The sequence below is a fragment of the Pseudoalteromonas aurantia genome (genome assembly GCF_005886875.1).
GTDB classification, from domain to species: Bacteria; Pseudomonadota; Gammaproteobacteria; order Enterobacterales; family Alteromonadaceae; genus Pseudoalteromonas; species Pseudoalteromonas aurantia_A.
Window position 1 is genome coordinate 1 of record NZ_PNBY01000050.1, and the last position, 26168, is coordinate 26168.

Genomic DNA, 26168 nt, shown 5'->3' on the forward strand with positions numbered 1-26168 from the left:
CTTCGATGTTGAATTCGGGAGTAAATTAAAAAAAATTATAACTTAGCTAAAATTTTTTTTAAAATACCATTCCCTTTGACAAGAAACATAAAATCTTTATTTACAATCAAAACAGCAACCATCACTACATCTACAACATTAACAGCGATAGTATAAAAGCTCCAAAACCACCAGCGCTCTGTTGTTTTCATAAAATAAAAATCAGAAAATATAAGAAAATACAAAAAAGTATTAATGAAAAGACCAAAAAAGACATAATAAGCTGCCACACAGAATTTTTTAGAGAAAAAATAGTGACAGAAAAGAATAGAAGAAATCGTCAATAAATCATAAATTGCCCATTCAATATAAACCCAAACACCAATATCACTCAATGAAATAAAATGATTACTAATAAAATAAGAAGCAGCCATCACACCTGAAGTTAGCAATAAAGATAAATCTTTGCTAACTCCAGATATAAAGAAAAATAGATTTAGGAGAAACCCTAGAACCATACCAATCAGAATGATCGTGTCGAAGTGTAAACCTAATTCTGTTAATGTAAAAATATTGCCTTCCTAAAATGCATTGTTTATCTAGGGCCTACAGTTCTCCGTACAGTGCAGACCACCGCCGCCTCGAGCCCCCGATACTGTGCGTAAAGTATTGATATCTAAAACCTTATCAGAAAAGGTTTTATTTTGACTAGTGCTTTGCGATGAGTTTCTACTTTTTAATAACGCTTTAATTACTTTTATCATGAACTTTCCTCAGTTTCAATGCTCGTTTCATGACACTCCATGCCCGAAGTGTCAAAAAAACCAATACCATTGAAATTAAGCAAAGACCAAGCCAAGATGTTAAAAAAATTAACACCTAGGTAAAAAACAAAAAAAACAATACCAATAAATGACATAATACTATATTTTTTACGATTACTCTAGTTACGCAACATACCGACAAGATATGAAATTACTAGCCTTAGAGGTTAGCATGTACTCCATCGCCACCTCATCGCAATTGTCTTTTCTTAAACATAATTCACAATCTTTCATTACCTTTTCTGGTAAACTCTCTTTAGTGCAGTCAGTAAACCCCTGCTTTGTAAAAAACCCAGGCACTCTGGTTAACACAATAATCCGATGCAGCGCTAACCTTTTAGCTTTACACAACAAATAATCAACCAATTGCTGCCCTTGCCCCTTTGCATTCACCTTGGGGTTGATCCCTAGCGAGCGGATCTCCGCTAACCCTGTGTCATAAATATACAAAGAGGCACAGCCTGTGACTTTGCCGTCGACTTCCGTGACTGCAAACTCATTGATAGAGTGCACCATATCACTTTTTGCCCGAGGTAAATTCTCACCCACTTTGGCCCAATACTGCACTAGACCCGCGATTGCCTCGACATCATTTAAAGTTGCGTCCCTTACCGTAATTTGGTGTTTTTTTTTCGCTGTCTTAATCGCACTACTTACTTGCGGCAAAGATGTGCCACCTAATGCTTGCCGAGCGGCAATACAGGCGTCAATTTCTAAAACGGGATATACATCTTCTTCTATCACACTGCATACAGCTTTAAACTCATCTAGCGCCAGTTGCTCTAGATTTACTTGCTTTTCAATCGCAATCTTTACTAACTGCCCAACAATGTGGTGCCCTTCTCGAAAAGGGATCCCCTTCGCAACTAAATAATCAGCAAGCTCGGTTGCATTAGCGTGTCCACCTTGGGCTGCAGATAAAGTACGTTCAGCGTTCACCTTTAAGCCTTTTAAACACGCTTGCGCCATATGAATGCATGCTAACCACGTTGGCATGGCATCAAACAGCCCCTCTTTGTCTTCCTGCATGTCTTTATTATAAGCAAGAGGTAACGCTTTTAGGGTCATCATCATGGCACTAAATGCACCAAACACACGTCCTGTTTTACCTCGGATCAATTCAAGGGCATCTGGGTTTTTCTTCTGCGGCATTAATGAAGAGCCCGATGTAACATTATCTGCAAGCTCTATGAACCCTGCTTCACCGGAATTATAAAAAATTAAATCCTCCGCAAAGCGAGATAAATGGATCATAGAAATACTCGCACAGCTTAATAATTCAACCACAAAATCCCTGTCAGAAACTGCATCCAAGCTATTGCGTGATGCCTCACTGAAGCCGAGTTCACTCGCAAGCGCATCACGATCAATTGGGTACGCGGTGCCTGCTAACGCACCACTGCCGAGAGGGCAAACATTTAAACGTTTTATTGCATCGCTCAAACGCGATTCATCGCGCTCTAACATCTCTACGTAGGCCATGCACCAATGACTAAAAAGTACCGGTTGAGCTCGCTGTAAATGCGTGTAGCCTGGTAAAATGGTCCCTAACTCACGCTCAGCAGTGGCGATAAATTCAGCTTTCAATTCGCCAATAGCACTTAAAATCTGTTCTGCGGTTTGGCGGCTCCATAACCGAAAATCAGTTGCGACCTGATCATTACGACTGCGACCAGTATGCAACTTTTTGGCAAGAGCGCCCACTTTCTCAATCAGCATAGCTTCCACATACGAATGAATATCTTCATACCCCGCAGTCGCGACACTTTGTGGGTTTTCCTCCACCTCAATACGTAACTGTTGCAGCGCAACTACTAATTCATGGTGCTCTGTATCAGATAAAACATCCACTTGCTTCAGTGCCCCAGCCCATGCAATCGAACCAATAATATCTTGCACTGCCATTTGATAATCAAATGGCAGTGAATCATTAAATTGTTTAAATGCAGCGTCTGGGCCTGTTGAAAACCGGCCACCCCATAATGCCATTTCTACTCTCCGAACTCAGTACTATTAACTCAACTACTTAGACTTCTTATTTAAGGTTGCGATTCTGCTAGATAACGAAAACAATCGAATAAATCCTTCTGCATGCGATTGGTCATAAACGTCATCATCACCAAATGTGGCAAAATCTTCACTGTATAAACTATTGACCGACTGCTTTTGCACTGCGTGTACTTGACCTTTATAAAGCTTCAATACCACCTCGCCCGTTGCCAATTCGCAAAGTGCTTCAGCACCGGCTAAAATAGACGCCTTTAATGGTGTAAACCAACGCCCGTCATAAACTAAATGTGCAAACTCATTCCCCAGTGTCTCTTTCCATTTACGACTTGATTTATCTAAAATGAGTTCATCAATCGCTTGCAATGCAGCCATCATGACCGTCCCACCCGGGGTTTCATAACAACCACGAGATTTCATGCCAACCAAACGATTCTCAACAATGTCGACACGACCAACACCATGAGGGGCTGCAATACTATTAAGCTGGACCAGACAGTTATAGGGGCTATAACGCTCGCCATTCACAGCAACTATTTGGCCTTTTTCGACTGAAACAGAAACAAACTCAGGGGTATCCGGCGCTTCTTCTGGAGAATTGGTCATAGTCCATACTTGATCACTCGGTTGATTCCAAGGATCTTCAAGCTCACCACCTTCATGAGAAATATGCCATGCATTGGCATCACGGCTATAAATTTTTGTGGCTGAGGCGGCACATGGAATGTCACGCTCAGCGAGGTATTCTAGTAACGATTCTCGACTGGTCAAATCCCATTCTCGCCATGGTGCAATCACCTCAAGATCGGGTGCTAAAGCGGCGAAACAGGCTTCAAAACGAACTTGATCATTTCCTTTACCTGTACAGCCATGCGACAGTGCATCAGCACCTACTTTACGCGCAATTTCAACTTGCGCTTTGGCAATGATAGGTCTTGCCATCGAAGTACCGAGCAAATAAGTGCCTTCATAAATAGCACCCGTCTGTAAAGTAGGGTAGATATAATCACTGACCATTTCCTCTTTAAGGTCAACGATGTGGCATTCAGATGCGCCAGATGCAATGGCTTTTTCTTCCACACCCGCAAGCTCATCTTCACCCTGACCTACATCAGCAACAAATGCGACGACTTCACACCCATAAGTTTCTTTTAACCATGGCACAATTGCTGAAGTGTCTAACCCGCCAGAGTATGCCAGTACGATTTTTTTAAATTTATTCATGATTTTCCTTACACATAATTTGGATTTAACAACGATACCAGTAGTGCATTTTGTGCATGCATCCGGTTTTCGGCTTGTTGAATAATTTTTGAATGCTTCCCATCCATCACTTCAGACGTGATCTCGTATTCACGGTGAGCAGGTTGGCAATGCAAAATACTGCTCGCGCCTGTTTGCTCAACTAAAGCTTGATTAATTTGATAGGGTAGAAAAGTCTGCTTTACTTGTTCAAGCGGTGTACTATCACCCATAGAAACCCAAGTATCTGCATATAACACATTAGAACCCGCAGCAGCCTCCACACGGTCACTGATCAATACTGACGCGCCATTAACTGCAGCAATTTGTTCTGCCTGCTTAACAATTTGCGCATCAGGTGAGTACCCTTTAGGGCACACAACCACAAAGTCAGTGCCTAGTGTTGCAGCCAACAACATCAATGAATGCGTTACATTATTACCAGCCCCTATAAAAGCGAGTTTAAGCTGGCTCACATCACCATACACTTCTTTGAGTGTTAAAAAGTCAGCCAATGCCTGACAAGGGTGATATAAGTCGCATAAACTATTCACGATTGGAATCGAGGAGTTTTCAGACAGTGTCTTCAGTGTACTGTGTTGATTTACACGCGCCACCAAGCAATCAGCCCAGGTCGCTATATTTAGTGCGAAATCTTGCACCGACTCACGATTACCCATTGCGCCATTTTGTTGATCTAAATAAACAGCATGGCCGCCTAATTTATTTATGCCAATATCAAATGATAAGCGAGTCCGTAAACTTGGCTTTTCAAATAAAGTCACCACAGATTGACCAGCTAAAGCTTGGCTGTATTCTTGCGGCTGTTGTTTTATGTTCAGTGCTAAATCAAGCAAGGATAATGCTTGACTCTTATCTAGCTCAAGGCCAGTTAAAAAATGTGTCATCGTCATTACTATTCCTAAGGTGTAATTTTTGTTCCAACATGTTCCCCATTAACTAGGGCTGCCAGGTTTTGTGGCTTCTGCCAACTTGAGATATACACCCCTCGTCGTAAATGTTGGGCTGCGCGAAGGCTGGTCTTCACTTTGACCTCCATTCCGCCCACGATGACTCCTTTTGCTATAAGTTGTTCTATTTCATGTTCATCTAAGTGATGCAGCGGTTTTTTTTCAGCATCTAGTACGGCTTCTACATCTGTCATAAAAATCAGTTCAGCGTTTAGTTCACTGGCAATGGCCGCCGCTGCTTCATCAGCATTTACATTAAACAACTGCCCGTCATTGCCAATACCAATGGAGCTCACAACAGGTAACTTCCCCATTGCCAGTAGTTCTGGTAGAACGCTGCAACCACCTGTGCCACACTCGCCAACCTGTGCCAAAGCTTTCAGCTTTTGCGTGGTGGTTATGCCTGCTTCATATAAACTACAACCGAAAGGTTGCAAATTTGCGACAATCGCTTGCGCCATAAGCTGCTTATTAGCACACCCAGCAAGTGCACCAATAATGTAAGGCATTTGCTCTTTAGGACTGATCCGTAACCCCTGATGTTTTGCGCTCGCAAAACCAGCATCGCTAAGCCAGCGATCAACTAAAGCACCGCCGCCATGTACCAACACAAATTGATTGTCTGACGAATGGGATATGATCTCGGCCATTTTTAAAAACAACTCGCTTGCAGCTTCCTCGGTATTTAAAACGGCGCCCCCCACTTTGATAACCCAGGTTTTCATCAGCACACTCCTTTTAAGCCAATGTAACTAGGCTTTTGATTGACAATATTCATACATTGTAAAGCTTGTCCTGCTGCGCCTTTAAGTAAATTGTCGATAGCAACAACCACAATGAGTTGCTCACCTTGCTGCTGCCAACCAATATCAACATAAGGCTGCTTAACCACACCTTTAATCGTCGGGATCGTGCTGCCCTTTAAGCGAATTAACGGCTCATCCGCTAATACTTGATAAGCCTTCTCTACATCTTCACTACGTGTACCCGGCTTTAAAGTAAGGTAGATGGTTTCTAAAATCCCACGAGGAAAGTTGCCTAAGTGAGGTGTAAACAACACAGGGTGATCTAAATATTGCGCTATTTCAGGGGTATGACGATGTGTAAATAAGCCATAGGGGGCCAACGATACTTCACAAAAGTGCGTCGCAATATTGGCTTTTCTGCCCGCCCCTGTAACGCCTGATACGGCATTAATGATCACTTGATCGTCGGTAAGTAAATTGGCCTCTTTTAAAGGTTTGAGTGCATTCAGTGCTGCAGTGGGGTAACAGCCAGCCACAGCGATTAACTGTGCATCAGCAATATCTTGAGCATACCATTCAGCCAAGCCATATTGCGCCTGTTCAAGCCACTGCGCATATGGATGCTCAAAGCCATAATATGTATCGTAGTCACTGGTTTTTGCCAAACGATATCCACCTGACAAATCAAAGACCTTTTTGCCCAAAGCTAAAAACTTTGGGGCTAATTCCACGCTTACCTTATGGTCGGTACACAAGCAAACATAATCCGCTTGCTGCTCAATAACTGAAAAAGCCTTTTCAGTTAACGGTAATAAAAGGGTGTCGAGCAAACCCGTATGTTCTGGATACAACTCACTTAGTAACTTGTCTTTATCCAGACTTTGCTCCGACACATAACAACCCGCTAGGGAAAAATCGGGGTGTTTGGCGACTAAACTGGCAAGCTCTGCGCCACTATATCCACTGGCGCCAATAATCACTACATTCATCATTTTGCTACTTACTCTTAATTATCAATTGCATTTTTATACTTACTGTGGAATTAAATAGTGAATGAATATCGTCGCATGCCAGCCCCTAAAGTATATTTATGCTAAAAAAGTGAATTGATATTCATCTTAAACACCTTTACATTGTTATGCAATTACTTTGAATAAATATTTTGGAAAAATAATGCAAAACCCCAGTTTTTTATCTATGTACACACAATTGATCGCAAGCCCTTCCATTAGTGCATTAGATGAGTCGCTGAATATGAGCAACCTCAGCACCATCAACTTATTGGCAAGCTGGTGCGAAAATTTAGGGTTTACCATAGAGATAACAGAATTAGAAAGTGCACCAGGGAAATATAACTTGCTGGCTAAACGTGGCGCCGGTGAAGGCGGACTTATGTTAGCGGGGCACACTGACACCGTGCCATTTGACGATAGCCGATGGAGCCAAGACCCTTTTAGCCTTGAAATCAAAGACAATAAGTTTTATGGGCTAGGAACTATTGATATGAAGGGTTTTTTTGCCTTTGTAATTGATGCAATAAGTGAGTTCGACCTCAGTAAGCAAACCCAACCTATCTTAATTCTTGCAACTGCGGATGAAGAAACCACGATGGCGGGGGCACAAGAAATTGCCAAACACCCGACCCTAAAGCCTGCACGCTGTATCATAGGAGAACCGACCGATATGACGCCGGTTTTTATGCATAAAGGTCATATGACATGCGCAATTCGAATTGTGGGGCGCTCTGGCCATAGCTCAGATCCTGAGCGGGGGTTGAATGCCATAGAGATCATGCACACTGTGATTGCAAAATTGTTGCAACTAAAAGAAGAACTAAAGAATAAATATTCAATCGAGCATTTTGCAATACCTTACCCAACACTCAATTTAGGTCATATTCATGGCGGTGATAACGCCAACAGAATTTGTGGCTGTTGTGAATTACATATAGACATACGGCCACTGCCAGGACTTAGTATTCAAGAACTACAGCTATTATTACTCAATGCAATTAAACCCATTAACGATGAGTTTCCTAATAGTGTATCTGTTGTTGATATGCATGAACCTATACCCGCTTTTAGTGGCTCAAATGATAATGCACTCGTCAAACTCGCAGAAAAAATATCAGAAGAACAAGCTGTCGCCGTCAATTATTGCACTGAAGCGCCTTTTATACAGCAACTTGGTTGCGAAACCATCGTCATGGGGCCTGGCTCAATTAAACAAGCACATCAGCCTGATGAGTACCTCGCAATGGAAAAAATAGAACCGTCGAAAAATATCATCAGCAAACTTATTCAAAGTTGTTGCTTTGAATAAAGCTGCTAAAATAGCGCTTGTATTTGACGAAATACAAGCGCTTTAAATTGAGGAAGTGACCTCTTAATGGCGATTTAAATAGGAGAGCCTGGTGGCGTTTTAATTGCCTTATAATTCACTGGCCACTGCCCAGATGCTAAAAAATACTGCACGTGTTCAGATAAAAACTGCTTAAATGCACTCTCTCCTTTAGAAACATCATTAAATAACCCTGATTGCGTATATTCTTCCACTAATTGAGTTAAATAAAAACGTAGCTGCGCCTGCACTTCTGGGTCGACCTGTTCGCTAATGCTCAAGTCCGCCAGCTTTTTCGCGGTTAGAAATTGCACGCGCTGCGCTAATTTCTTACCCATTGCAAGCTGCTCTTTATTATTAAAGATGTGATCGTACGTTTGACTGAGTAAGTCATCTAAACTCAATGCACTTGGTGATCTCGCACCTTGCTGCGCAATTCGATTCAGTCGTTGTGAATTGAAAAGTAATTTTAAAGTATGATTGGCTGACGCTTCAGGCAATGCCATTGCATCAAATGTTAAACCTGTGCGCCCATATACACTTTCACGTGTCTTTGACTCGCCGTACGCCTTAGGCGGCAAGATTGCTAATATTGATTCTGGTATTTGTAATGCACCTACCTCTAAAGTTGCTAGCATAGCAACTAATGCTTGCTGCTGCTGCGCTTTTGGTACTACCTGTGCGCCTTTTACAGGCTGCTCACCACGCACTTCATAGTCATAATCAACACCTCCGATGAGTTTAACCGCAGACTCAACCTGAAAACGATGGAACAAGTACAATGGTACTAACTTTTCCTCAAGCTGAGACAAGGCTTCTCCCTGTTTTAGATTAGTGATCCCAAACGTACTGAGAGCCTGCTTTCGTACATCGAGTACGCGTAATAATTCCGCGGATGGATCGTTACCATTGTCCCATAAGTGTGCCGTTGGATGCGCACCACCTTGCGCTCTTGCATCTCTGTCGGAAATAAACTCCAGCCCTTGCGCTCGATTATCTGCCAATATTGCTGCTAATGCTTGCGCTTCATCATTGGCACCAAAGTCACTATATCCATACTTTACGACTTGCTTATCCCAGTCTCCCATGCCCTTGGCATAGCCTTGGGTAATATCTAGTTTGCCTTGACCATCGAAGCCAACCAATGGATGAGGATAATCCATCACCGATGCACGCTCTTTTGCTGACGCAGAGAAATTATGCGCAATCCCCAATGTATGACCAATCTCATGTGCGCTTAATTGACGAATGCGATCAAGTGCCATGGCATGCAAGTTTTTAGTCACTTCGTCCCCTTTGGCAAAAGGCGCAGCCAAAGCTTGGGCAATAAGAATATCTTGACGAACACGCAGCGAACCTAATGTAACGTGGCCTTTAATGATCTCCCCAGTTCGCGGGTCAATAACAGAAGCACCATATGACCAGCCACGCGTTGCTCTGTGCACCCATTGGATCACGTTGTAACGAATATCCATAGGATCAGCATGCGCTGGCAGCATTTTTACTTGAAAAGCATTCTTATAGCCTGCCGCCACAAACGCCTCATCCCACCACTGCGCACCTTCTAATAAGGCTGTTTTAACCGGCTCAGGAACACCGGGATCTAAATAATAAATAATCGGTTTAACTGGCTCACTTACGGCCTGTGTCGGATCTTTTTTCGCTAAACGGTGGCGAGGAATATAACGTACAAACATCGACTTACTCAAAGGAGCTGAGTAATCTTTATGTTCAATGCTCCAAAAACCTGATTGTGGATGGAACTTGCGAGGTGTGTAATTACTATCCGGCAGCTTCACTAAAGAGTGATGCTGATGCACTGTTAATACATGAGGATCTGCGCTGACTTGACGCACATATTCGCCAGGGTTCTTACCTTTAAATGTGAGTAATGCTTCTAACTCGGTATTATCAACAAATGCTTTTGAACGCGGCATAAACACCGCACTTCTTGCGCTATCTAAGCTAAAGCTACCTTGCTTTCTCGCCGCTAATGTACGGCTTACACCATGTACATCCGTCAATAAATAAGGGGTGTAATCGACAAGCACACTGTCATTGTCTTCTGCAACCACCTTAAAACCATGTAATACACTCGACGCAAACGCCTCTTTTACGCTTTGCTGTTCAGCCGCATTATTTGAGCTTGCTTGATAATACGTATTTAGCGCTCGCAACATCACTTTGTCACCAAAGCGTTCAAACTGCACCATGTACGTGCCACCTAATTGCCCACGATCTAGGCCAATATCATTTGAACCAACCCCATATGGCAAGCTATGCTGTAATAAGAATGGCTGTTTAAACTTATCTACATCTAAGTAAATTTTGCCACTATGGTTATCGGCAAAAAATGAATAATAGCCAGGAAAGTGATTAAGTTTGTCAGTAAACTCATCAATAGACTTAATTGCTGCGTGCGCTTGGGTTATCATAGCGCCTAGCAAAGTGCAGAGAATATAAGGGAGTAACTTAGACTTTTGCATATTCTTACCTTTGTTATTAGAGGTTTTAATGGTCGTAATGCGCCTAGTATATAAAATTGTATACAAAGTTCAGCCATTTTAAGACGAAATTCAGCGCGGTTGTTGTTGTCTCTCACATAAATAAACAGCAACCAAAACGTTATCAGGATCAAAAATTATGCGTAGACTGCCCCCGGTGTTAATTGAAGATGGTTGCTCTAGAGAATTACTGTCACTTATTCGTACTATCTTAGCGGCATGTAAAGAAATTTCCTTTCGTGTTGGTCAAGGTGCACTCTCTGGCGTATTAGGTTCAACACTGGATGAGAATATCCAAGGCGAGACTCAAAAGAAGTTAGATGTTTTATCAAATCAACTGCTAAAAGACATTTTACTAGAGTCTGGATACGTCAAAGCCATCGCATCTGAAGAAGAAGATTATACGGTCGCCGGTAACCCTGATGCTGACTATATCGTGGCTTTTGATCCCCTAGATGGCTCATCAAATACCGATATTAACTCTTTAGTTGGCACTATATTCTCAATTATGGCTGCACCAAAAGAGGCTGATCCTGCAGACCCTGCTATTTTCATGCAGCCTGGCCACCAGCAAGTTGCAGCCGGCTATGTTTTATATGGCCCGAGCACGACGCTTGCACTCACCACTGGTAAAGGCACCCGCATCTTTACCCTTGATAAAACGCATGGCAGTTTCTTACTGACAGAAGAGTTTGCAAAAATCCCTGAAGACACGCAAGAATACGCAATTAACGCGTCAAATCAGCGCCATTGGCAACCGGCAATGCAAAACTACATCAATGATTTACAGGCTGGAAGTACTGGCCCGCGAGCAAAAGACTTCAATATGCGCTGGATCGCCGCCATGGTAGGTGATGTACATAGGGTATTATGCCGCGGTGGCATTTTCACTTACCCTACAGATACGAAAAACCCTGAAAAGCCATACAAATTACGTTTACTTTATGAAGCCAACCCTATGGCAATGCTCGTCGAGCAAGCCGGTGGCATCGCCCATACTGGTGAGCAACGTATTATGGATATTGCACCAGATGCAATCCACCAACGTGTTGCGGTGATTTTAGGCTCTAAGAATGAAGTAGAAACCTGCCTAAATTACCATAAGTAATTCAGTCTGTTAAAGCTAGTTGAATCATAGTGTGCACTGCTATTCAACTAGCTAAGATATGCTTAACTCTGAGCTTTTATATCTCTTAACCAATCTGACAATGATATTTCCCTCCCCACCAAAGCGACTCTTAATAAACCCCAGTCTTGTTGTAACCAATCACATAATGCGTTCGCCAATTGTGGCTCAAGCTGTAACTCTTTTTCATCAAGCCAAAAGTAAAGCTCGCAATCAAATTCAATATTGCGACTTGCATCGACATAAACACTGCCAATACAGGCTCTAGTGGCTACTTTGAACACGCTAAATGCAAACGCCTCTCGTTGCTCAAACTCACTTTGATGGTGGGCCAAAGACGCCGTGTTTTCTGCTAATGTCATGTCTGCTTTTGGCCAATTCATTATACCCTTAAAAAAAGCGCGTAGCCTAACCTGGTTACGCATCACGACCTCGTAGTCTTGTAACGCCACACTTGGCTCTAGCATTACCAGTTTAAAGGTCGCATCCTCGTACTTATCAAACACCGCCTTAGGACATAACACACTCATTATCATCGCTTTATGTATCCCTCTATTTATTTGTCGATCAAGGCTATCAGCTTGCTCACCTTATCCATCGTGAGTGCCCCCATTTGATCTGGGTTGGCTAACGCATAAAGCGCCCCTTCAACCTGTGTATGATCAATATCACCTCTAATTTCCAATAAGTTTGCCCATAACGCTAAATCATCACAGTTTATTTCTAATGACAAAACCCGTTGTAATACCGAGGTTAAGTCAGCATTCGTTACCGTATAAACTATTTGGCTTTGCTCAAATTGCAACAAGGCTGAAAATGCATCATTGCGCTGTTCGCCGAAAAAAACCACGGCTTTAATTGCCTCAATATGGGTGAATCTGTCAGTCATTATTAAGTTACCGATATTATTACAATAGAAAAAACCAATCTTCTTTTTGCATTAAAACCATCAACATAAAAACCTAAAAAGCGAGTTGTGGTATTATGCGTCACTTGATGTTTGTTCAGCCTCAGGAGATCACCGTATGCACTGTAATCACTGCCAACAAATACTCACTTGTCGCAACAGTGAACACTGCTGGTGCATGGACATGCCTAATATTATGCCATTACAAACAGATAAAGGCTGCCTGTGTCGCACCTGTTTAATATCATCTATTCGTCAAAAAATTGAAAAAATGGCAAACCAGCCGATCCGCCAACAAGTAAAGTTGGCAAAACAATACGCCCACTCAAACTCTTTTATTGAAGGGCTTGATTACGACATGGAAGAAGGTTTTATGGTTATGACGCGATGGGCTCATTTAAAACGTGGAAAATGCTGTGGTAATAATTGCCGGTATTGCCCTTACACAACACGCTAACTGGCTCATAAAAGCGAAAGAGCCGTTGAGACTGGCTATACATACCATTGAGTCACTACTGAATCCGCAAACAATTATTATCGGCGGTGACACATCTGACTGGTTGTGAAATTCGCTGCTTGCACAATTATGGCCTTTTATTCCCTCTATCTCGCAGTACGGTGAGCGTAAAGTTATTCGTGTAATCAAAGCACTGATGACGCCAATATCGCGTTAAAAGGGTGTTCAACTCTGCCATTGCAAGCTGCGCTAGACCCGAATAGTACAAACACATTAGAAATTACGCCGCAACTTGCCTTATCCGAATTACACACTCTGATCTACCCTTCATCACAGTGAATAGGAAGTTCGCCACTGAGTGCCGAATTCCCCCACTCACTCCATGAGCCATCGTAAACGGATAAATCACGGTACCCACATTCATCCGCAGCAAGTGCCAATATGCATGCCGTCACACCTGATCCACAGCTAAACTGTAAGCTTTTGTCTGTGCAATCCAATCGATTAAAAATAATGTGTAATTCAGCTAACGGCCGAACTAACCCACTTTCAGATAATAAAGCGCTGTAATGTAAATTTTTGCTGTTCGGGATGTGACCACCACGCATACCTATGCGGGGCTCGGGCTCCCCCCCAGAAAAGCGCAGCGGGCTGCGTGCATCAAGTAACAAACTATCACTGTCAGGTATAGAGTTAAGCACCTTTTCTTTGTCAATAAAATACGTTCTGGTGATATCAGGTTGCGCTATAAAGTCACCAATTTCGTTTGTTTTGCTATACGCTTGCTGAGTTGCATAGCCGCACCGTACCCACTCTGGCAAGCCCCCATCCATAATAAAAACCTGTTCAAATCCCATACTTTTTAACATCCACCAAGCCCTCGCAGCTGAAAAAAGCCCTTTATCGTCATACACCACAATGGTATCAGTTTGGTTCACACCCAATTGACGCATGTGAGCCTGAAATTGGTATTGATCACACATCATATTAGACAGTGCCGTATTCTCTTCAGACAAAGCGTAACTAATATCAAAGCGTTGCGCCCCCTTAACAATTGTAAAAGGCTTATAGGGCTCATCTTGTCCTGGTTTCACAATCCCCGCATCAAACACCAAAACACTCTCTAAATGCTTTGCTACCCATGCACAACTTTTCAAGTTTTTCATAAAAGCTCTATGTTATAATTTAACTTCAGATATCATGTACTGTAATATTAAATCGAATAAAAACAGTAATAAACTTACTCATTGCTATGAAAATAATAAACCCGAATTTCATTACAGGCCCACTATTAGTCGTGTTACCTAAATTTATTGGGGATGTTATTAATACTCTGCCTGCACTTGAGTTACTGAGTAAGTTATACCCCGAGCAGCATATTTATTTACTCGCTCGCCCCCATTTAATCGAATTATTGCAAAAGACGACCATCCCAAATATAGAAGTGATTGAAGACAACCGATATACAAAAGGTCAAAAACAGTCGTTTTGGCACTTAGCTAGCCTACTTAAAAGTTATCATTTTTCACTTGCATTACTGTTAAGGGGCTCCCTACGAGAAGCTATTTTATGTAAGTTCGTAGGTATTTCGCATGTCATAGGATATGCGCAAAATTTACGTTCAGGTTTTCTCAGTCATGCACTCAAACTCAATCCATGCCATCATTATATTCATCGCTACTGTAGGTTAGTGAATGACACTCATGGGCAACCGTTCGAGACTTATTCAGCACCCAAATTGCGTTCTAGTCCTCTAAAGAGCCCTTTACCTGACAACTCGGCATTAAAGGTCGGGCTATATTTTGGTGGTCAAAATAAGGGGAGCCGTCATTATCCAACAGAACTTGCTCAACAAGTAATTACACAGCTTACCAAACAACTTCAGTGCCAATTTTTTGTTTTTGGAGATCAAAGCGAAAGTCAAGATAACGCATGTTTACGCCATGCTCACTACCATCATGAGGTGCAAATAACAGACCTAAGTGGTAAAACAACCTTACCCATACTTATTGATAACATTGCGGTAATGGATTTAATGATAAGCATTGATTCTGGGCCTATGCATATGGCCTGTGCTGTCGGTACTCCATGTATCGCATTGGTCGGTTTTGGTACATCACCTTGGTCTATTGTTGAACCTAAAAATGACAATTTCATTGCCATTAGAAGTAATAGTACCAGTCTCATTGAGTCAAACATTATCACCTCAATTACGCCACATGGTATTGTAAAAGCAGGACTGAGGTTATTAAATCGTTAACACTCTACATTTATTTGTATTTTCGGTATTATATATAAATATTTAGTTTACGTAGTATCGACATGCCGCTACCAATTTTTGTTATTAATATGAAGAGCAGCGCCGAGCGCTGGCAGAAAACCCATAGTAGACTGCATAGCTTAGGCTTAGAGTGTGTGAGATTTGAAGCAACCGTAGGAAAATCACTGAGCGAAGCTGAAATCTCAACATGGTATGATGCTGACGCTAATTTACGTAAACACCATCGAAATATGACTCCAGGTGAAATAGGTTGCTACATTAGCCATATGCGTGTGTGGCAGCATATACACGATAAAAATATGCCCGCGGCTATCATTTTAGAAGATGACCTAATCATTGAGGAACATCTCAGTAAAACAATCGACCAATTAAATATGCTCAACAACTGGGATATGATCAAGTTATCTGATAATCGAGCAAACCCTTTTATTGAAAGTTTCACTTTAGCCACACCACTAACACTAGGCAATTACTTTAAGGTCCCCAATGGGACTCAAGGCTATGCCATTAGCTTATCTGGCGCTAAAAAGCTTTTACAGCGTAAACCTTTTTTCAGACCTGTAGACGTTGATATCCAATTTCACAGTGAAGTAAATCTAAATTTAGTCGGAATTAAGCCATACCCACTCAGTGAAGACCTCTCTTTTATAAGCGAAATTGCAAACGCGAATGCTGGGGCTCATTCTAATAGAAGCACCTTTTTAAGAAATGCAAAGCACCGAATTGCCATGTATTTACAACGTAAAAAAATTTCTGGGGATTTGAACAAAGTCATTAAACCTCGATGATTTCACAGCGTAATGGGGCGAGTTTAGCGAGTACTTTATTTTGTATTTGATAAGGAATATGTGCATCAGTCATCGCATTGATGAATAATTCAACCACCAGATTGAAATCTCGTTCATTAATATTCATCCCTGTGTGTATTTTCACCATTGAATCGCCGTTATATTCACAGGGTCCCTCTAATAAAGCACACATATGATTAATAAAGCCAGCTCTAAAGTGCGATATATTGCTGTCTGAAAAGTAATGAATAATTTGTGAGTTAGCCCCTATCCGTAGAATAAACGCATCTATAACGTGTTCAATTTTGGCCTGACCACCAAATTGTTGGTATAACGAATTACGCTTATGGAGCGTCTGACACCCAAATAGACTTATGAGAGTAATGCATAAGGTCACGCTTCTAAAAAAACGTTGCATCAGCTTAAAAGTACCCCGTAAGTGACACATACACCCCTTTTTGTGATTTAGACCCAGCGATTGAGCCAAAATTTAACCAAGCAGCGGTCACTGTCATCGATTTGTTAGGAAACCAAGCCAAAAAAGCAGTACGCCAATGTGATTCGCCAAGCCCAAGGTTTTGAGATTTTTCTTTAAATTCATAGCCAACGGCCATATGTGGAGTCAGGAAAATTGCAGAACTTGCTTCAAAGTGCCAACGGCTCGAGTGATCTGGCCCTCCATAACCTAACAAACCATTTTGATTCGCTTCACTATATCGCGTAGTCGCATTCCAAAACCAATGATACCCTGCGATCGCGCCTAATTGTAACTTACTTACTGCGAAATAAAGATCATTGCCTTGCGATTCAGATGCGCCTAGCTGCTGGGCAACTGCATCATCAGACAATGACTTGTGCATAACTCCCACGCTCATTTGCGGCCAGCGGCTATACACCACATCACCATACAATCGTACTTTCATACCCAATACAGACTGCTTGATCATCGTATCCGTCGCGACTACCGTAAAAGCTTGATCAGCAACACTGAGTTCTAACCTATCGAATAGATTAAGCTGCGCTCCGCATACATTCAGGCGATAATCACTGAGCGCCGCGCCACTACAAAACGCACTCCCTCCCCACTCATTGTCACTTGCATAATTAGATAATTGCGCCCAAGGCACTATCCCGCCACCAGCACTGCCATCAATTGATGAAGTGCCCGGTGTGGCTAATAGCTTACCTTCAGCAGCCTTCGCCTCTATAAAAAACCCGCACAGTAAGATAACGTACTTAGCCCACCTCATGATAACGGCCCAACCACTTGGAAAAATCCGCGGCAGCTAAGGGCCGGCTCAAATGATAACCCTGAGCATAATCACATTTCATCTGCTCTAATAAATCCAGTGATGGTTGATTTTCTACGCCTTCAGCAACCACACAAAACCCTAATTGATGCCCCAAAGTGATTGTAGAGTGAACAATGCACTGATCTTGATGAGACTCGTCTAATTTTAAAATAAAGACTTTATCCAATTTCAATTCGTCAATAGGTAACATTTTCAAACGCCCTAACGAAGTTTGGCCCACACCATAATCATCTAAAGAAATCATTACTCCTAACGATTTAAGGGCTTGTAACACCGCAATGCCTTTCGCCTCATTCTCAATCATATCTCGCTCGGTTAGCTCAATAGTGATGAGATTCGCTGGCACAGTATTATCAGCTAATATTCGCTTCAAATGCGGTAAAAAACCATCGTCGGCAATATCTTGTGCTGATACATTAATGGCTGCTTTCATTGTCAAACCTTGTGATAACCATTCACTCACTTGCATCACAACCGTGCTGACCACCCATTGAGTTAATTCAACGATTAACCCTGACTGCTCCGCTAAATCAATGAATAACTCGGGCGAGACCCAATCCCCGTTGCTGCGTTTCCAACGAATGAGTGACTCGACTTTATCGATTTGTTGATTATTTAAATTAAGCTTAGGCTGGTACGTCATAAATAATTGCCCGTCGTCGGCAATCAAGGCTTGTTTCAGTTCATCAATGATCTGTAATCGTTCTAAGTGTTCTTCATCTTCGCCATCTTGATAATAGTAAACTTCATCACCCGCATGCGCTGCAGTATCGACCGCTATTAACGCTCTACGGATCAAATCATCAGGGGTCTGTGCTTGTTCTGGATAGCAAACCACACCGACGCTAAAACGCAGGGTAATATCAAGCCCTTGAATGGTATAGCAATCAGTCAGTAAGCTCAGTAATTGAGTTACACACGCCTGTTTCGTGCTGCCAGGCTTCGCTGATAACACCGTTAAAAATTCATCTCCTCCCAAGCGTGCATTAAACCCTTTCATTGCTTCTGTGACACTTTTCATCCGCTCAGCTACAGCCTGAATACAACTGTCACCAACTCTCGGCCCTAACTTATCATTGATATGACGCAAACCTTTAATATCAATGGCCACCAAGTAAAATTGTTCAGAACCAGATAAATGCTTGCTTAATAAATCCAACGCAGCAGAGCGGTTATAAAATCCGGTAAGATTATCGTGGCGTGCTTGAAAACGAATTTGCTTCTCACGCGTTTGAATGTCTTCACCCATCTCGTGGAATGCATCCACCAGTTCACAAATTTCTTTACTGGGTTTGGTCTCAGTAAGCGTGGCCAAATAATTACCTTGTGCGAACTGCTTAGCCATCACCGTGAGTTGTTGAAGTGGTGTCGTTAAGTTATTTGCCAATATACCGCTGGCAATAAAACCTAAAACAATCGTACCGCAAGATAACAGAATAATGGTGAGAACCAATTGGTCAAACTCTTGGTAATGACGACTCAAATCAGCACTTAATACCACACTAATCGGGTTACTTTCTAACGCGGCTAAAGGTACCTCCGCACTAATAAATACCGGATGTTCTTTAAACCAACGGTTAAGTCTTTGGCCATGAATGTACCCCAATAAACCTTGCTCAGACGGATATTCCATTATAGAGCTGGCTTTCAAACCACTGGCATGGCCAATAAAGCTCATTTCCATACTGGTGAGGTCTTTTAGTTCCAATGCAACGGTTTCATCAATCGCAAATCCTACAATACTAAATGCAATTGTTCTTGGTGCTTTTATGGGTAGAATAATGGCTTGATAGAGTTTGCCGCTGATCACAATGAAAGTCGAACGTTCACCATTTGCCAGTAAGGCTTTCATCAACGCACGGCTATCATCAGGGAGAACAATATCAACTTGATTTGCGGAGATCATCTTGCCATGTACATCAAGCAACAGCATTAAATCTGCGTCAATACGCTGGCTGTGGTTGTATAGCACACTGCGAATAGTGTCGGCATCTCGAGTTGCAACAGCTTGTTTAAACCCAAAATCAGCCGTCAATACAGTGGCTGCTGTCACCAATAAACGTTCTTTGGCTTTTAAATATTGCTGGTAAACATTCTGTGCCACTTTTAAATCTTGCTGAACCTGTCTTTCATTAAAGTGGCTAGTCGACCACCAAAAGCTCACTAAACTTGCCATTGAGGTCAGTAAAACCAAGCCCACACACAATAAAATGATACGGTTTTTTAAACTAGTGCCCATGATGTTCCTTAAATACTTCACCAAAGGTGTTGCGCGGTAAAGGTACTGACGTTGTAATTATTATTTTTTGATGTCGCTGCCGAATAGGCCAGTTGAACTCAATACGCTCACTTATATCTCGCGTTTGCCTTTCATGCCATACAGTATAACGCTGTGTAAAATCAGGCAGTTCTATATTACCCAGCGCATTACTCACATAAACTGATTGACTATCAGCCACATAAATATAGCCAACCATCGAATCATGAATATTGCAACCTAACACAACTATCCCACTTTGTTCAAAATTGATGGGGGCTTTAGGCGTACCTGCATATAATTTTAGCTCAAAGGGCTTTGTTTTTGAAAAAGAGTAAACATGATGACGAATATCATCACTATTGGGAAACCGTACAGCTTGCCCTTTATTAATGGTTAATAACCGAGGAGAAAAACGCTTACCCACTTGATCCATAACGGCGATTGTAGTGTCTGCGGCCATGATAATGTCATGCTCAACCTCCACCACAGCACCTGGTAATGGTTGACCGTTTTGGTCTGTTATCTGTAGTGTTTTTGCACACACATGCGCAGCCGTAAGACTGATAAGACACAAAATAATAACACTACGAGTAACAAACATGAAAGGCTGACCTTGCCATCAGAGTTTTACTTTATAACCCTAAGTAAAAGTGACAGGTAGCTTAATTGCAAGGTATTTGCGAGATAACGCCCAATAAACAATTTAAATTACTGTTTATTGGGCAAATACCATACGTTTGACTGGCTTTATTTCTCGGTAATTAATCCGTAATCACGGTCTAGGATCGCAATCACTTCAGCACGCGGATCAGCAGGAATAGTCAATTGATTACCCACTATTTTACTGGCAATACCGACATAGGTATCAGATACCGACATCAACACATCTACAGGCAGTTTATAGCCATGAGCAAGCGCTTCACGCTCAGTCATGCGATCTTTATTAAGTAGCACGTCACTGTCTGGCACGTTATTAATTAATAATTGTCGGAAACCTTCTTTTGAATTTTCAACAATCTTACCATCACGGTACGCTGGGCCATCCCAGATCCGACTTGAATCTGGCGTACCAACTTCGTCAATATAAATCAACTTTTGGCTGCCATCTTGCTGCTCGACATAACCAAACTCAAACTTGGTATCCACAAAGATTTGATCGAGCTTAGCCAATTCATTGCTAATAAGTGCAAAGCCTTCGCTAAGTAGCTGCTCATATTTTGCAACATCTTGCTCAGAATTAAAATTGAATGCAGCTAAGTTATCAGTAATATTTTTGCGGGTAATATTCACATCATCAACGGCTGGTACATCTGCAACACCCGTAATGATCCCCTTAGTTGAAGGCGTGATCAAAACATCATCTAGCTTTTGATTCGCTTCTAGACCTTCAGGTAAATCAATACCACAGAAATTACGCACACCTTTGCTATAGTCGCGCCACATACTACCCGTAATGTACTGACGAGCGATTGCTTCTACTTTAACTGTACTGGCTTTTCTTACGATCCACACATATGGGTGTGGAATATCAACAATATGATTGCCAGCAAGGCCCGCGTCATCGAATAACTTAAACCAATGCGCTGCTACACTGTTTAAGGCAATACCTTTACCTGGTACACCATTCAAACCATTCTCGCCTTGCCAAATACAATCAAAAGCAGAGATACGATCTGAAATAACCATAATCGCTAATTCAGTTCCATGGGGTACATCGTACTGTTTATCTGCAATTAAACGGGCGCTGTCTGCATCAGTTAACCAATATACTGAACGCACTTTACCGCTATGTACTGCACCTTTGGTGCGAATTGGCAGATCATCATTTACATCTAAAACTTTGTAGCTACTCATTATTACTCCAAGGCCGGATGCACCTTGCTAAAGGGCACAAAAATATGAGGGGGTTAGGAGGCGCTATAATAAGCTTTTAGGGCTTAAATCACAATCTATAGCCGAAAAGTTCGTACGAAAACACAGCCACTAAACAGGATCCCATCAGGTTGGTGTTTCATCGCCAAAAGTCGGCATTTAAACCAAACTCGGTGTTGCTAAGATGAAAACTGTAATACTATCTCATTGACATTAGCCCGCTTGGTTTCATTATGATCACAATCACAGACCTTATTCATACTTGGCCTACCCAGTCTCACCCCACGCTCAACATTAAAGCGTTACACATCGACAAAGGGGAACGCGTTTTCTTGCATGGCCCAAGCGGTTGCGGAAAATCGACTTTACTCGGCTTGCTCGCCGGTATCAATGCGCTACAATCAGGCCAGATAAAAATCTTAAATACCGATTTATCCACAATAAAAAATACCCATAAAGACCGCTTCAGAGCTGATCACATTGGCACTATATTTCAAAGTTTTAACTTGCTTCCTTACTTAAATCCCCTCGAAAATGTGACGCTAGGATGTGAGTTTTCTAAACAACGACGTAAACGTTTGACTGACAAAAAAACCGATATGACAACCGAAGCCATCCGGCTTTTAAAAGCGCTCGGATTAAATGACTCTCAGCTCACGCAACACGTGTCAAAACTCAGTATAGGTCAACAACAGCGTGTTGCCGCCGCCAGAGCATTTATCGGTGAACCTGAACTTATCATTGCCGATGAACCCACATCATCGCTGGATGAAGATAGCCGTCATGCCTTCATCGAAACACTATTTAATCAAGCTGGAGATTATCAAGCCAGCGTGTTGTTTGTAAGCCATGATAAGAGCCTTGCTTCGTTATTTGATCGTCAGATCAGTTTATTAGATATTAATGGGGTATGACATGACATTGCTTAAACTCGCGATAAAAAGTACCTTAAACCGTAAAGCCAGCGTGTTACTTACACTTTGCACCATCGCAATCAGCGTCATGTTATTGTTAAGCATCGAACGTGTCAGACACGATGCAAAAAGCAGTTTTAGTAATACAATTTCAGGCACAGATTTAATTGTTGGCGCCCGCACAGGAGATATTCAACTACTGCTATCCAGTGTTTTTCGCATCGGACATACCAACAATGCCGTTTCATGGAAAAGTTACCTAGATATCAAAGAGAGAAAAGGGGTTGCCTGGACCATCCCTATCAGTCTAGGTGATAGTCATAAAGGGCATGCTGTACTTGGCACTGATGCAACGTACTTCACGCACTATCGCTACGGAAAAAAACAACACTTGGCGTTTCAACACGGTCGAGCTTTTCATAACGCGCAAGAGGTGGTACTTGGCAGCGACGTAGCCAACAAGCTGCATTATCATATCGGGCATCAAATTGTTATATCTCATGGTATGGGCAACACCAGTTTTCATCATCATGATGATAACCCAATGACCATTGTAGGTATATTAGCGCCAACTGGAACCCCTGTAGACAAAACACTGCATATTCCTTTAATTGCTGTCGATGCAATGCATAAGTCAAGCCATACACAACCGATGATGATTGGCAAAAAATCACAACAAAACGACCATGCACAACATCAACACGGCAATACACATCAACATGCGGAGGATAACAACTCGCATCATAACGAACATAATGAACATAATGAACATAATGAACATAATGAACATAATGAACATAATGAACATGATGAACATAATGAACATAATGAACATGAGGAACATAATGAACATAATGAACATAACGAACATGATGAACATGACCACCCTCATGGCACGCTTGACTCCGAGCCTAGCGATTTAGTCGGTTCCCCAAACCAAATAACCGCCTTTTTAATGGGCTTTGACTCTCCGTTATATACATTGCAAGTCAGACGTAATATCAACATGTATAAAGCAGAGCCTTTGCTGGCCATTATGCCGGGTCTTACTCTTCGAGAGTTATGGGACATGCTCGATATTGTAGAAAAAATCCTACTTTTATTTTCTATCGTCGTGGTACTCGTAAGCTTATTGGGTATGTTAACAACCTTACTTGCTACACTCAGTCAGCGCCGCAGAGAATTGGCTATTTTGCGCTCCGTAGGTGCACGACCCATTCATATATTCGCCTTAATGAGCAGTGAAGCCATTCTCATCACCTTTATGGGTTGTGTAGCTGGGTGCATCTTATTTTACGGACTACTGCTCACCGCCAATCCGCTATTACAAAGCCAATTTGGCATCAGCTTAACCATTGGCTGGCTGTCAAACTATGAACTCACGCTGTTAGGCGTTATTATGTCCGCCGGTACGTTAATGGGGTTGCTCCCCGCTGCAAGAGCCTATTTTTATTCACTGGCTGATGGCATGAGCATTAAAATTTAGGAGTACAATAAATAACATGCGATTTTTTACCTTAATACTGCTCGCTGCAATGAGCTTTTTTGGCCATACCGCAGCCCCAAAAGAGATTTTTTGGGACGATTTAGTGCCTAAAGGACACGTACAGATCAGTAACCAAGATGCTGCCAGTCATGATGGCGCAGATCAAAACTGGGTGCAGCCTGATTTGAATGCCCCCGTCGTAAAAAGTTTAGACGGGCAATCCGTCAGCCTACCCGGGTTTGTCGTGCCGCTCGAAGGTGATAACGAGATCATCACTGAGTTCTTATTAGTCCCTTACTTTGGTGCTTGTATTCATGTACCGCCGCCACCACCGAATCAAATTGTGCATGTAAAGATTAAAAATGGCGTCCCTATTGATAGCCTTTATGATGCCATTACAGTTACTGGCACAATTAAAGTAGAAACATGGAAAGGTGAATTAGCGCAAACAGGCTACACCATGCAAGCCGTCGGCGTGGCGCCTTTCGAGCTATAAACCAAACACGTCATAAATTGTTTAATAAACAGTGCAGTAAAAATAACGTATTACTGCACTGTGTTATCATGCTGGACGAGTGATTTTAAACACATCCCCCAAACTTGCATACTCACCACCACCTAATCGTGCGATCGGATCTAGCGCGAGTGCATCCACCTTACTACGTCCTTTACTGTCCATTTTTACAATATCATCGTCAATGTACGCATGTGTCACTTGTACAAACATCAGCTTCATGGGTAGTTCGCCCATTTCAACTACTTTATGTAGCCTGCATGCAAACGCCACTTTACATTGCGCAACTCTGGGTAAAGCTGATCCTGAAAAATCGCTAAGCGTTAAATCAAGTGAGTCCAATTCAGATTGGTCATTAGGTAAAGTTGCTGCTGATAAGGTCACTTCATCCGCTAAACGACTGTCCGCAATATGAATAACGACCTCTTCTGTGGCTTCAACATTTAATGCAGAATCTTTATATTCACCACAGGGCTTTACCCCCACCGCATACATCAACAAAGCAGGATCAGAACTGACTGCTGTGAAGTACGAAAATGGCGCTAAATTCAATGTACCTGTTTTATTTTTAGATAATACCCATGCAACAGGGCGAGGTACCACAGTTTGCGTTAACGTATGGTATACCTTATTTGCTGACAAACTCTCAAAATCAAGGATCATAAAACCCCCTAAATAGACAATTATAATGATAATTTAAACTAATAGTCGCGAATATACTCCATCTACGCAACTTACATCATACTAGGTCGCAAACCCTTCAGGCATGGTTGTTTGATGGCCATTTATAGAGAGCTTTTTAATGATTTTCTCTTCATTTGGATAGTCTTTAATCAATGCATCAGCAACCCCCGCCGTAAAACAATTACCGGTAAAACCAGGTGCCATTGTGCAACCAAATAACGCATACTGGCCGCCTTCGACTAAACAGCCCCCCTGCCACACTCCCGCAGGAATGCGGTATTGACAAACCTGCCCATTGGCAAAATCAGCACCCAGTACCACTTGCTCAGAGCGACCATCCGGGTGTAAAAGGGTCAATTCGAGTGGATCACCACCGTAAAAGTGCCACACTTCGTCAAAAGTCAGCTTATGAAAGCACGATATACTGGTTAAGCTGTCACAATATAGTCCAATCATTGCCGTACCAACGGGTTCACCCAGTGTATTATTGCAACTAGAACGCCATGTACTTTTAAATAACGTACTTTCAACCGGCAAACGTTCAAACCGATAATGCCGTAATACCGCCATTACCTGTGGTGTAATAGGCTGATGTTTAAAATGTACCAGTTCACACACGTCGACAATTGCATCACGATTTAACACACCATAAATATGTGCAAACAGATCCGTTGAATTCATGCTGCGTGACGGTGCTTCATAACGTACCTCAGCATCAAGTAAAGTCGGGTCAATCACCAATAAAGATAACGCGGTCTGATCAGTAAAAAATTGGCTAACAACGTCATCAACTTGGTGATATTCACAAGCATGAATATAGCCTTCTTGTGTTAACGATGCTGGCGCATAGCTTTCATTCGACACAATAGCTGGCGTGTGAGCCGATGGTACAATCACAAATAGCGCATTAATTTGTGCCATGACTTTTCCTTCATTAGACATCAATAAAGGCC

At 42.1% G+C, this 26168-nt stretch carries 26 protein-coding genes; 8 read left to right on the forward strand and 18 right to left on the reverse strand.

Translation table 11 applies throughout. From position 1 onward, the window contains the following. Positions 1 to 35: 35 nt before the first annotated feature. From CWC18_RS10910 to argC, 7 genes are all read right to left on the reverse strand, one after another. Positions 36 to 497, reverse strand: coding sequence for a hypothetical protein (locus CWC18_RS10910; protein WP_138591667.1), 462 nt, complete (start codon positions 495 to 497; stop codon positions 36 to 38). A gap of 81 nt (positions 498 to 578) precedes the next feature. After that, complete coding sequence (locus CWC18_RS21025; protein WP_171041088.1) at positions 579 to 743, reverse strand: hypothetical protein; 165 nt, start codon at positions 741 to 743, stop codon at positions 579 to 581. 183 nt (positions 744 to 926) lie between these two features. Continuing rightward, positions 927 to 2792, reverse strand: a complete 1866-nt coding sequence (gene argH, locus CWC18_RS10915; protein ID WP_138591668.1) for an argininosuccinate lyase — start codon at positions 2790 to 2792, stop codon at positions 927 to 929. Between the two features lie 33 nt (positions 2793 to 2825). Beyond that, positions 2826 to 4034, reverse strand: a complete 1209-nt coding sequence (locus CWC18_RS10920; RefSeq protein ID WP_138591669.1) for an argininosuccinate synthase — start codon at positions 4032 to 4034, stop codon at positions 2826 to 2828. 8 nt (positions 4035 to 4042) lie between these two features. Further along, the gene (locus CWC18_RS10925) at positions 4043 to 4966 is read right to left on the reverse strand and encodes an ornithine carbamoyltransferase (protein ID WP_432760751.1); all 924 of its coding nucleotides are present in this window, start codon (positions 4964 to 4966) and stop codon (positions 4043 to 4045) included. A gap of 8 nt (positions 4967 to 4974) precedes the next feature. After that, positions 4975 to 5754 carry an acetylglutamate kinase gene (gene argB / locus CWC18_RS10930; RefSeq protein WP_138591670.1) on the reverse strand — a complete coding sequence of 260 codons (780 nt, stop codon included), beginning with the start codon at positions 5752 to 5754 and terminating at the stop codon, positions 4975 to 4977. Beyond that, positions 5748 to 6758: an N-acetyl-gamma-glutamyl-phosphate reductase gene (gene argC / locus CWC18_RS10935; RefSeq protein WP_138591685.1), complete on the reverse strand. Its 1011-nt coding sequence runs from the start codon at positions 6756 to 6758 to the stop codon at positions 5748 to 5750. The genes argB and argC overlap by 7 nt, the downstream gene beginning before the upstream one ends. Before the next feature lie 184 nt (positions 6759 to 6942). Here argC and argE point away from each other — a divergent pair, with 184 nt between their 5' ends. After that, complete coding sequence (gene argE / locus CWC18_RS10940; RefSeq protein ID WP_138675250.1) at positions 6943 to 8091, forward strand: acetylornithine deacetylase; 1149 nt, start codon at positions 6943 to 6945, stop codon at positions 8089 to 8091. A gap of 74 nt (positions 8092 to 8165) precedes the next feature. Here the strand turns inward: argE and CWC18_RS10945 are convergent, their stop codons facing one another. Continuing rightward, positions 8166 to 10595 carry a zinc-dependent metalloprotease gene (locus CWC18_RS10945; protein ID WP_138675251.1) on the reverse strand — a complete coding sequence of 810 codons (2430 nt, stop codon included), beginning with the start codon at positions 10593 to 10595 and terminating at the stop codon, positions 8166 to 8168. Between the two features lie 157 nt (positions 10596 to 10752). On the opposite strand from CWC18_RS10945, the gene CWC18_RS10950 reads away from it, so the two are divergent. Further along, positions 10753 to 11721 (forward strand): class 1 fructose-bisphosphatase, encoded by a 969-nt coding sequence (locus tag CWC18_RS10950; RefSeq protein WP_138675252.1) that lies wholly within the window; start codon positions 10753 to 10755, stop codon positions 11719 to 11721. Positions 11722 to 11783: 62 nt separating this feature from the next. Here CWC18_RS10950 and CWC18_RS10955 read toward each other — a convergent pair whose 3' ends face one another. Together CWC18_RS10955 and CWC18_RS10960 are read right to left on the reverse strand one after the other, a co-directional pair. After that, positions 11784 to 12269 carry a hypothetical protein gene (locus CWC18_RS10955; RefSeq protein ID WP_138675253.1) on the reverse strand — a complete coding sequence of 162 codons (486 nt, stop codon included), beginning with the start codon at positions 12267 to 12269 and terminating at the stop codon, positions 11784 to 11786. A 26-nt stretch (positions 12270 to 12295) separates the two neighbouring features. Continuing rightward, positions 12296 to 12628 carry a hypothetical protein gene (locus tag CWC18_RS10960; protein WP_138591674.1) on the reverse strand — a complete coding sequence of 111 codons (333 nt, stop codon included), beginning with the start codon at positions 12626 to 12628 and terminating at the stop codon, positions 12296 to 12298. Between the two features lie 136 nt (positions 12629 to 12764). Between CWC18_RS10960 and CWC18_RS10965 the strand changes: the two genes are divergently transcribed. Next, complete coding sequence (locus CWC18_RS10965; protein ID WP_138591675.1) at positions 12765 to 13103, forward strand: DUF5522 domain-containing protein; 339 nt, start codon at positions 12765 to 12767, stop codon at positions 13101 to 13103. 320 nt (positions 13104 to 13423) lie between these two features. On the opposite strand, the gene CWC18_RS10975 is transcribed toward CWC18_RS10965, so the two are convergent. Then, on the reverse strand, positions 13424 to 14269 hold the full coding sequence (locus tag CWC18_RS10975) for a sulfurtransferase (RefSeq protein WP_138591676.1): 846 nt from the start codon (positions 14267 to 14269) through the stop codon (positions 13424 to 13426). A gap of 86 nt (positions 14270 to 14355) precedes the next feature. Between CWC18_RS10975 and CWC18_RS10980 the strand changes: the two genes are divergently transcribed. Together CWC18_RS10980 and CWC18_RS10985 are read left to right on the forward strand one after the other, a co-directional pair. Continuing rightward, positions 14356 to 15363: a glycosyltransferase family 9 protein gene (locus CWC18_RS10980; RefSeq protein ID WP_138591677.1), complete on the forward strand. Its 1008-nt coding sequence runs from the start codon at positions 14356 to 14358 to the stop codon at positions 15361 to 15363. A 62-nt stretch (positions 15364 to 15425) separates the two neighbouring features. After that, positions 15426 to 16172, forward strand: a complete 747-nt coding sequence (locus CWC18_RS10985) for a glycosyltransferase family 25 protein (protein WP_138675254.1) — start codon at positions 15426 to 15428, stop codon at positions 16170 to 16172. Here CWC18_RS10985 and CWC18_RS10990 read toward each other — a convergent pair. The 5 genes from CWC18_RS10990 to CWC18_RS11010 form a co-directional block, all read right to left on the reverse strand. Next, on the reverse strand, positions 16159 to 16620 hold the full coding sequence (locus tag CWC18_RS10990; protein ID WP_249930105.1) for a group I truncated hemoglobin: 462 nt from the start codon (positions 16618 to 16620) through the stop codon (positions 16159 to 16161). The two genes, CWC18_RS10985 and CWC18_RS10990, sit on opposite strands and share 14 nt — an antisense overlap. Further along, complete coding sequence (locus CWC18_RS10995) at positions 16595 to 17422, reverse strand: DUF3034 family protein (protein WP_138675255.1); 828 nt, start codon at positions 17420 to 17422, stop codon at positions 16595 to 16597. Before CWC18_RS10995 ends, CWC18_RS10990 begins: the two co-directional genes overlap by 26 nt. Beyond that, the gene (locus tag CWC18_RS11000) at positions 17409 to 19724 is read right to left on the reverse strand and encodes a bifunctional diguanylate cyclase/phosphodiesterase (protein ID WP_138675256.1); all 2316 of its coding nucleotides are present in this window, start codon (positions 19722 to 19724) and stop codon (positions 17409 to 17411) included. Before CWC18_RS11000 ends, CWC18_RS10995 begins: the two co-directional genes overlap by 14 nt. Beyond that, a complete protein-coding gene (locus CWC18_RS11005) occupies positions 19714 to 20346 on the reverse strand; it encodes a methylamine utilization protein (RefSeq protein WP_138675257.1) in 633 nt (210 codons plus the stop codon). Before CWC18_RS11005 ends, CWC18_RS11000 begins: the two co-directional genes overlap by 11 nt. Before the next feature lie 146 nt (positions 20347 to 20492). Then, positions 20493 to 21599: a phosphoribosylaminoimidazolesuccinocarboxamide synthase gene (locus CWC18_RS11010; protein ID WP_138591681.1), complete on the reverse strand. Its 1107-nt coding sequence runs from the start codon at positions 21597 to 21599 to the stop codon at positions 20493 to 20495. Between the two features lie 251 nt (positions 21600 to 21850). Here CWC18_RS11010 and CWC18_RS11015 point away from each other — a divergent pair, with 251 nt between their 5' ends. Genes CWC18_RS11015 through CWC18_RS11025 form a run of 3 tightly spaced genes read left to right on the forward strand, consistent with a single transcriptional unit; the run spans position 21851 to position 24513 of the window. Beyond that, positions 21851 to 22531, forward strand: coding sequence for an ABC transporter ATP-binding protein (locus CWC18_RS11015; RefSeq protein WP_138591682.1), 681 nt, complete (start codon positions 21851 to 21853; stop codon positions 22529 to 22531). A gap of 1 nt (position 22532) precedes the next feature. Continuing rightward, positions 22533 to 24017 (forward strand): ABC transporter permease, encoded by a 1485-nt coding sequence (locus CWC18_RS11020; RefSeq protein ID WP_138675258.1) that lies wholly within the window; start codon positions 22533 to 22535, stop codon positions 24015 to 24017. A 16-nt stretch (positions 24018 to 24033) separates the two neighbouring features. Next, the gene (locus CWC18_RS11025; RefSeq protein WP_119860007.1) at positions 24034 to 24513 is read left to right on the forward strand and encodes a DUF3299 domain-containing protein; all 480 of its coding nucleotides are present in this window, start codon (positions 24034 to 24036) and stop codon (positions 24511 to 24513) included. A gap of 66 nt (positions 24514 to 24579) precedes the next feature. Here the strand turns inward: CWC18_RS11025 and CWC18_RS11030 are convergent, their stop codons facing one another. Continuing rightward, entirely contained in the window at positions 24580 to 25194 is a 615-nt protein-coding gene (locus CWC18_RS11030) for a flavin reductase family protein (RefSeq protein WP_138590932.1), read from the reverse strand. A gap of 81 nt (positions 25195 to 25275) precedes the next feature. Then, entirely contained in the window at positions 25276 to 26136 is an 861-nt protein-coding gene (locus CWC18_RS11035) for a cupin domain-containing protein (RefSeq protein ID WP_138675259.1), read from the reverse strand. Positions 26137 to 26168 lie beyond the last annotated feature (32 nt).

Excerpts from the sequence above, each read along its gene's own strand:
- CWC18_RS10990 (WP_249930105.1), bottom strand. The coding sequence starts at position 16,620 with ATGTGTCACTTACGGGGTACTTTTAAGCTGATGCAACGTTTTTTTAGA.
- CWC18_RS11030 (WP_138590932.1), bottom strand. The coding sequence starts at position 25,194 with ATGATCCTTGATTTTGAGAGTTTGTCAGCAAATAAGGTATACCATACG.
- CWC18_RS11000 (WP_138675256.1), bottom strand. The coding sequence starts at position 19,724 with ATGGGCACTAGTTTAAAAAACCGTATCATTTTATTGTGTGTGGGCTTG.
- CWC18_RS21025 (WP_171041088.1), bottom strand. The coding sequence starts at position 743 with ATGATAAAAGTAATTAAAGCGTTATTAAAAAGTAGAAACTCATCGCAA.
- CWC18_RS10975 (WP_138591676.1), bottom strand. The coding sequence starts at position 14,269 with ATGAAAAACTTGAAAAGTTGTGCATGGGTAGCAAAGCATTTAGAGAGT.
- CWC18_RS10945 (WP_138675251.1), bottom strand. The coding sequence starts at position 10,595 with ATGCAAAAGTCTAAGTTACTCCCTTATATTCTCTGCACTTTGCTAGGC.
- CWC18_RS10960 (WP_138591674.1), bottom strand. The coding sequence starts at position 12,628 with ATGACTGACAGATTCACCCATATTGAGGCAATTAAAGCCGTGGTTTTT.
- CWC18_RS10985 (WP_138675254.1), top strand. The coding sequence starts at position 15,426 with ATGCCGCTACCAATTTTTGTTATTAATATGAAGAGCAGCGCCGAGCGC.
- CWC18_RS10950 (WP_138675252.1), top strand. The coding sequence starts at position 10,753 with ATGCGTAGACTGCCCCCGGTGTTAATTGAAGATGGTTGCTCTAGAGAA.
- CWC18_RS11025 (WP_119860007.1), top strand. The coding sequence starts at position 24,034 with ATGCGATTTTTTACCTTAATACTGCTCGCTGCAATGAGCTTTTTTGGC.
- CWC18_RS11005 (WP_138675257.1), bottom strand. The coding sequence starts at position 20,346 with ATGTTTGTTACTCGTAGTGTTATTATTTTGTGTCTTATCAGTCTTACG.
- CWC18_RS10955 (WP_138675253.1), bottom strand. The coding sequence starts at position 12,269 with ATGAGTGTGTTATGTCCTAAGGCGGTGTTTGATAAGTACGAGGATGCG.
- CWC18_RS11020 (WP_138675258.1), top strand. The coding sequence starts at position 22,533 with ATGACATTGCTTAAACTCGCGATAAAAAGTACCTTAAACCGTAAAGCC.
- CWC18_RS11015 (WP_138591682.1), top strand. The coding sequence starts at position 21,851 with ATGATCACAATCACAGACCTTATTCATACTTGGCCTACCCAGTCTCAC.
- CWC18_RS10995 (WP_138675255.1), bottom strand. The coding sequence starts at position 17,422 with ATGAGGTGGGCTAAGTACGTTATCTTACTGTGCGGGTTTTTTATAGAG.
- CWC18_RS10965 (WP_138591675.1), top strand. The coding sequence starts at position 12,765 with ATGCACTGTAATCACTGCCAACAAATACTCACTTGTCGCAACAGTGAA.
- CWC18_RS10925 (WP_432760751.1), bottom strand. The coding sequence starts at position 4,966 with ATGACGATGACACATTTTTTAACTGGCCTTGAGCTAGATAAGAGTCAA.
- argC (WP_138591685.1), bottom strand. The coding sequence starts at position 6,758 with ATGAATGTAGTGATTATTGGCGCCAGTGGATATAGTGGCGCAGAGCTT.
- CWC18_RS10920 (WP_138591669.1), bottom strand. The coding sequence starts at position 4,034 with ATGAATAAATTTAAAAAAATCGTACTGGCATACTCTGGCGGGTTAGAC.
- argE (WP_138675250.1), top strand. The coding sequence starts at position 6,943 with ATGCAAAACCCCAGTTTTTTATCTATGTACACACAATTGATCGCAAGC.
- CWC18_RS10980 (WP_138591677.1), top strand. The coding sequence starts at position 14,356 with ATGAAAATAATAAACCCGAATTTCATTACAGGCCCACTATTAGTCGTG.
- CWC18_RS10910 (WP_138591667.1), bottom strand. The coding sequence starts at position 497 with ATGGTTCTAGGGTTTCTCCTAAATCTATTTTTCTTTATATCTGGAGTT.
- CWC18_RS11035 (WP_138675259.1), bottom strand. The coding sequence starts at position 26,136 with ATGGCACAAATTAATGCGCTATTTGTGATTGTACCATCGGCTCACACG.
- CWC18_RS11010 (WP_138591681.1), bottom strand. The coding sequence starts at position 21,599 with ATGAGTAGCTACAAAGTTTTAGATGTAAATGATGATCTGCCAATTCGC.
- argH (WP_138591668.1), bottom strand. The coding sequence starts at position 2,792 with ATGGCATTATGGGGTGGCCGGTTTTCAACAGGCCCAGACGCTGCATTT.